We start from the raw sequence: 5,310 nt of genomic DNA on the forward strand, positions 1-5,310 counted from the left end.
AGTACTGGAGGAGTCCGCGCCGATCGCCCCGCGTCCGCTCTCCGTGCCGGAACTGGTGGTCCGGGAGAGCACGGGGCGGCCGCCCGCCTGAGCCGCGTGTGTTGGTCGGCACCGGAACAGACGGCACGGGCCAAGCGGTGCGGGAGGCGAGGGTCTCAGGGCGCCGCCGAGGACGCAGGCGCGCATGGCGCGAGCGGGCGGCCGATGGGCTGCGGGTCCGGCACCACCGAAGTACCGGACCGCGACCGTCAGGCGCGCCACGGGCATGCGACGCCGGACGGGCAGCGTCGCTGCCGCCGCCGTCCTTCCGGGTTCACCAGGGGACCACGCCCTCGTCGTCGAAGAAGCCGCCGCGCGGTCCGTCGTCCGGCAGGGTGGCGAGCCGGACGGCGATCGCCGCGCCCTGCTCGGGTGTCCGCGGTGCGTTGAAGCCGGTGAAGTCGGTCGCCACATAGCCGGGGCAGCAGGCGTTCACGATGACGTTCGTATCGGCGAGCCTGCGGGCGTACTGCGCCGTGACGCTGTTGAGCATCGACTTCGACGGTGCGTACGCGGCCATGATCGGTCCGGTCTGCAGCGTCAACGAGCCCATGCTGCTCGACACGTTGACGATGCGCGGTGAGTTCGCGCGGCTGAGCAGCGGGAGCATCGCGTTCGTCACCCGGACGACCCCGAGGACGTTGGTGTCGAGGACGGTGCGGACGACGTCGAGGTCGAGCGTCGTCGGATCCTGCGTGCCGTTTTCGATGGCGCCGGAGACGCCCGCGTTGTTGACGAGCACGTCGAGCCGACCTGCCGTCCGCTCGACGGTCGCCGCCGCCGCGGCGACGCTGTCGTCGGAGGTGACGTCGAGGGCGACACCGAAAGCGTCGACGCCCGTGGCCCGCAGTTCCTTGACGGCCTGCTCGCGCCTGGAGTCGTCGCGAGCTCCCACCGCGACCGTGAAGCCAAGGGTCCCGAGACCCTGTGCGATGGCGAAACCAATTCCCTTGTTCGCGCCGGTGACCAGCGCGGTCTTCATGTCGTTCACGCGATCCATGCTGGGCGAGCCGCTCATTGACCGTCCAATATCGAACCGGTGCACTGTGATACTCACCGGGTATCAGTCGGTAGGCTGTCCGGGTGGACGATCTCGAGACCCGCGAGCTTCGGTACTTCGTCGCCGTCGCCGAGGAACTGCACTTCGGGCGCGCCGCCGCTCGGCTCGGGATCGCGCAACCGCCGCTCTCCCGCGCGATCGCGAGGCTGGAGCGCCGGCTCGGCGTGCGGCTCCTCGATCGGGACCGTCGCGGAGTGGCGCTCACCGAGGCCGGCGGTGTGCTGCTCCGGGAGGCCGTAGCGGCCCTGGACGCGGTCGCCGCCGCCGCACGTCGAACGCGGCGTGCCGGGGACCCGAAGCGGCCGCTGGTGCTCGCGACGAAGGCCGGGGCATCCCACGAAGTGCTGCAAAAGCTCCTCGACTCGGTGGCGAGCGACCCGCAAGCGCCACCGATCGAGATCCTCCTGTGCGAGGTCGGCGAGCAGGCACGGCTGCTCCGCGACGGGCACGCCGACGTGGCACTCATGCATCACCCGTACGACGACCTCGCCGGGTTCGACTCCGAGGACCTCTACGTCGAGGGCCAGGTCGCGATCGTGCCCGCCGGGCATCCGCTCGCGTCACGCGACCGGCTCACGCTGGCGGACGTGCAGGACGTGCCGGACCTGCCGATCGCGCGGTGGCCCCGGCTCGACGGGTCCTATCCCGACGGGCCGGGACCCGAGGTGCACACCCAGTCACAGCTGGCTCAACTCGTGGCGCTCGGCAGGACGTTGCTCGTCATCCCTGCCTCCAGCCGGGCCTGGCAGTGGCCGGAACACGTCGCTGTGCCCGTCGTCGACGCGCCGGAGGTGACCACGGTGATCGCCTGGCCGCCGAGCAGTCGCTCCTTGGCGGTCGCGTCACTGGTCGGCGTCGCGGCCGACATGATCATGTCGACGCCCTGACCCCGGCGGGGACGAAGCCGACGGCCCGCCCGGGACGGCCGCGCGCACTGATCAGTGCCGGGCGTCCCACGGGGGGAGAACCAGCCTCGGCGCGGGACGGGTGCGCACCCATCCGTACAGGACCAACGAGCAGACCGCCGCCAGCGCACACCAGGTCGACACGAACTCCAGCCGCCACAGCAACCAGCACACCAGCGCGCCCGCCCCGGTCAGCACTCCCAGTGCCGTCAGGCTGCGGTCGCCGGAGAGCAGCAGTGCGCCGACCGTGGCGATGAGGTAGCCCGCGACGAGCAGTTCCGCGTGGGGCAGTCCGATGACGTAGGCCATGGTGTGACCGCGGATCTCGGCCCGGACGGGGCGGGTGGCGAGAGCATGCGCGAGGAAGGCGGCGGTCACGACGCCCACCGCCACCACCGCCGTCACCCGGCGTCCGGTTCGGCGTGGGACCGCGCACCACACGCCCACCGGCACCCACACCGCGAGCACGGGCAGGGCGATGACGGCCCAGGCGACGGTGGCCGCGCCGGTCCCTCCGCCGGTGTGCCAGATCCGGGCCTCCACCAGTTGATGGGCGCCGAGCAGCAGGGGCAGCGCGGCCAGGGGCAGGTCTCCGGCACGGCGGGTCCGGGCCACGCAGACCGCCCCGACGGAGGCGATGGCCGTACCCGCCACGAGATCCGCTGTCGCACTCCAGCACATGACACCACCATGTCAGGTCAGGCGGTCGGCCGTCCGCTCCGCCACGACGCGGGGCGGGGCCGAAGCCGGGCCGCTCAGGCGCAGATGTTCTGTGGTGGGCGGAAGGTGCGGTCGGTGCCCGAGTCCGTGTTCACCTGGACGCGCACGGTCTCCAACTGCTGCAGCAGCGAATCGAGTTGCCGCTGGGTCGGGTCACGGAAGAACTCCAGGACGGCGCGATGGAAGGCGTCTCGGAGTTCGGGCGGCATCACGTCGGAGGCGTCGAAGCAGAGGGTGCGGGCGCGGGTGGTGAGCAGGGAGTCGATCTCCCGCTCGACCGGGGTCGCGGAGGTCGGCGGCGACAGTCCGGCCGAGTCCGGGAACAGCGGCCGTACCGCGGGAGCCGCCTCCGCCCGCCAGCTCTGCCGTCCGGCCGGGCTGGAGAGCCGCTCCACGAGTTCCTGGGCGTCCGGGTCGTCGCTGAACACGGCGGCCATGTCGCCCGCGACCTCGAAGGCATCCCGGTACGCGGACGGCCCGTCCAGATAGCGGGCCGACGGTTCCACGGTCACGTCGTCGCCCGCGTAGACGTACCGGATGAAGGCGCTCTGGTGCTCGTGCGTGCAGTCGAAGCCGGGCGAGTCGAGCAGGCCGCGCGGATCTCCCCGCGAGTCGGACGCACCCTCGAACGACGTGGTCAGGGACCGCTCGACCGACTCCGGGGAGCGCTTGCCGAGCAGTCGCGCCCAGCTGGTCCAGGCACGCTCGACGGCCGGGTCGCGCCAGTCGAGGCGGCCCGTGGCCCATTCGGTGTAGAGGGCCGGGCCCGCCTGATGCAGGACCAGGTCCTCGATCCAGTCGGTGCCGGGCCAGCCGGAGGTGGCCTGCGAGGCGAGACCCACGCACCAGGTGGGCCGTTCGGGCGGGGCGCCCCTTTTGCTCCACACGAGGCTCTTGAGGTCGACCTTCAGCGGCACCCAGTACGTGCGCCGCTTGCTGTCCACCAGCAGGGTCGGCGCCCAGGGCGGGTAGGCACGCTCGGCGCTCGCATCGGCGAGCGGCTTCAGTTTGTCGCGGCGGGCGTACTCGGTGAGTTCGCCGATGCTGTTGAGGACCGCCACGTCCGGCGGGTCATCGGCCTCCAGCTGCGAGACGAGCGTCTCGCGGAGTGAGCGGGTGCCCTCATAGGTGTACGTCCGCCCGGTACCGTCGTCCAGTTTGTCGAGGGCGGCTTCGAAGGCCTGGCCCTCCTCGCCGGTCCAGGGGCCGAGGACGACCAGCGGGTCGCGGGTGTCCGACCCGCAGCCGGGGACGAGTGCGAGCAGACACGCCGCGAGAAGGACCCGCAGGAGACGGCTCATGCGACGGCTCATGCGACGGCTCCCGGGCGGGCGACCACGAGGTATTCGCGGCGGTAGGCGTGCAGGGCACCGGCGATCACGGCCGCGGCGGTCAGACCCGCGGGGAACACGAACGGGGCGAGGCCGTCGAGGAAGGCGAGCCGCCCGTCGGCGAGGCCGTCGTCGATCCGGGCCTGGAGCGTCTCGATGGCCTGTGGGTCCGGTCCGGCGAAGGGGCGTTCCTCGGCGACCGTCTCCGTCTTCGGGGAGGTCTGCTCGGCCAGCGCGTCCGCGACGGGGACGGTCTCGTGCTGGGCCTCCAGGGCGAGCAGGGCGTCGGCCGTCAGGAACGGTACGGCGAGCAGCGGCAGGGCGGCGGCCACGAGCGGGATGCTCAGCCGGATCCGGAAGCGGCGGTGCAGGAAGGACACCGTCCGCCACAGCCCGGCGGCGAGCAGGGCGAAGGCGAGCACGGCGATCACCGCTGCGGTGATGGTGTCCGCGCCCCAGGCGGCCCGGTCGGCGAGCCGCGCGCGCAGCCGCCCCTCCAGGCCGGTCACCCGGTCGACGATCGAGGTCGCGGCGGAACCGGTGTCGGGCCGGCAGGCGGGATAGGGGTTCGCGGTGGTCGGGGTGAGGGCCTGCGAGCAGAGCATGCTGCGCGCGTAGGAGAAGTCGGCATCCCGCAGGACCGGATCGGTGGCATGGCCCTGGGCCCGGCCGATCCAGCTGGTGTAGTCGACGACCAGCGCGGACACCACCCGCAGTTCCTGTTCCTCGGCGACGGTGAGGGCTCCGCTGCGGGTGACCTGGTTCAGGCTCTGCGTGGCGCGGGCGATGCGGGTCCGGTACCGCTCGCTGAGCCCGCTGAGCTCCGCCGCGCGCCCCTCGTCGAGGTTCCGCTGGGCCTCGCCCTGCGCGATGAGCAGCGAGGCCCGGGCGTCCGCGAGGTCGACCAGCGCGGGCGCCGCGCGTTCCCTGATGTACGCGGAGTCGCCGCGCACGCCCGCGTAGGCCCAGGCGAGCGCCCCGAAGGCCACCACGGCCAGCAGCGGCAGCGCGAGGAGCCGGTCCCGCAGGTAGGCGCGGTTGCGGTGGCCCGCGGTGGAGGGCCAGGCGTAGCGGAGGATCCGGCGGGCGAGTTCGGTGGTTACGGCGGCGACGGCCCGCGTGAGGCGGGAGGTGTCCTGTGCGAGGGCGCGTAAGCGACCGTCCGGAGCCAGTGGGCGACTCTCTTGCCGAGCCATGGGCTGTCCCTGTGGTGTCGGAAGGCGAACGGGCGGACCTCGTAGGCGCGGTCCAGGAG

The 5,310-nt window shown here is 72.7% G+C and carries 5 protein-coding genes; 1 reads left to right on the top strand and 4 read right to left on the bottom strand.

From position 1 onward, the window contains the following. Window positions 1-313: 313 nt before the first annotated feature. Entirely contained in the window at window positions 314-1,039 is a 726-nt protein-coding gene (locus JF597_RS49360) for an SDR family oxidoreductase (protein WP_294012521.1), read from the bottom strand. An 83-nt stretch (window positions 1,040-1,122) separates the two neighbouring features. Here JF597_RS49360 and JF597_RS49365 point away from each other — a divergent pair, with 83 nt between their 5' ends. Next, window positions 1,123-1,986, top strand: coding sequence for a LysR family transcriptional regulator (locus tag JF597_RS49365; protein ID WP_294012523.1), 864 nt, complete (start codon window positions 1,123-1,125; stop codon window positions 1,984-1,986). Window positions 1,987-2,037: 51 nt separating this feature from the next. On the opposite strand, the gene JF597_RS49370 is transcribed toward JF597_RS49365, so the two are convergent. The 3 genes from JF597_RS49370 to JF597_RS49380 all read right to left on the bottom strand — a co-directional run bounded on the left by JF597_RS49370 (window position 2,038) and on the right by JF597_RS49380 (window position 5,251). After that, complete coding sequence (locus JF597_RS49370) at window positions 2,038-2,685, bottom strand: DUF6629 family protein (RefSeq protein WP_294012526.1); 648 nt, start codon at window positions 2,683-2,685, stop codon at window positions 2,038-2,040. Window positions 2,686-2,759: 74 nt separating this feature from the next. After that, window positions 2,760-4,025, bottom strand: coding sequence for an extracellular solute-binding protein (locus tag JF597_RS49375; RefSeq protein WP_294012529.1), 1,266 nt, complete (start codon window positions 4,023-4,025; stop codon window positions 2,760-2,762). An 8-nt stretch (window positions 4,026-4,033) separates the two neighbouring features. Then, complete coding sequence (locus JF597_RS49380; RefSeq protein ID WP_294012532.1) at window positions 4,034-5,251, bottom strand: hypothetical protein; 1,218 nt, start codon at window positions 5,249-5,251, stop codon at window positions 4,034-4,036. Window positions 5,252-5,310 lie beyond the last annotated feature (59 nt).

The sequence above is a fragment of the Streptomyces sp. genome (genome assembly GCF_019510245.1).
Classification (GTDB): Bacteria; Actinomycetota; Actinomycetes; order Streptomycetales; family Streptomycetaceae; genus Streptomyces.

Excerpts from the sequence above, each read along its gene's own strand:
- JF597_RS49360 (WP_294012521.1), bottom strand. The coding sequence starts at position 1,039 with ATGGATCGCGTGAACGACATGAAGACCGCGCTGGTCACCGGCGCGAAC.
- JF597_RS49370 (WP_294012526.1), bottom strand. The coding sequence starts at position 2,685 with ATGTGCTGGAGTGCGACAGCGGATCTCGTGGCGGGTACGGCCATCGCC.
- JF597_RS49375 (WP_294012529.1), bottom strand. The coding sequence starts at position 4,025 with ATGAGCCGTCTCCTGCGGGTCCTTCTCGCGGCGTGTCTGCTCGCACTC.
- JF597_RS49380 (WP_294012532.1), bottom strand. The coding sequence starts at position 5,251 with ATGGCTCGGCAAGAGAGTCGCCCACTGGCTCCGGACGGTCGCTTACGC.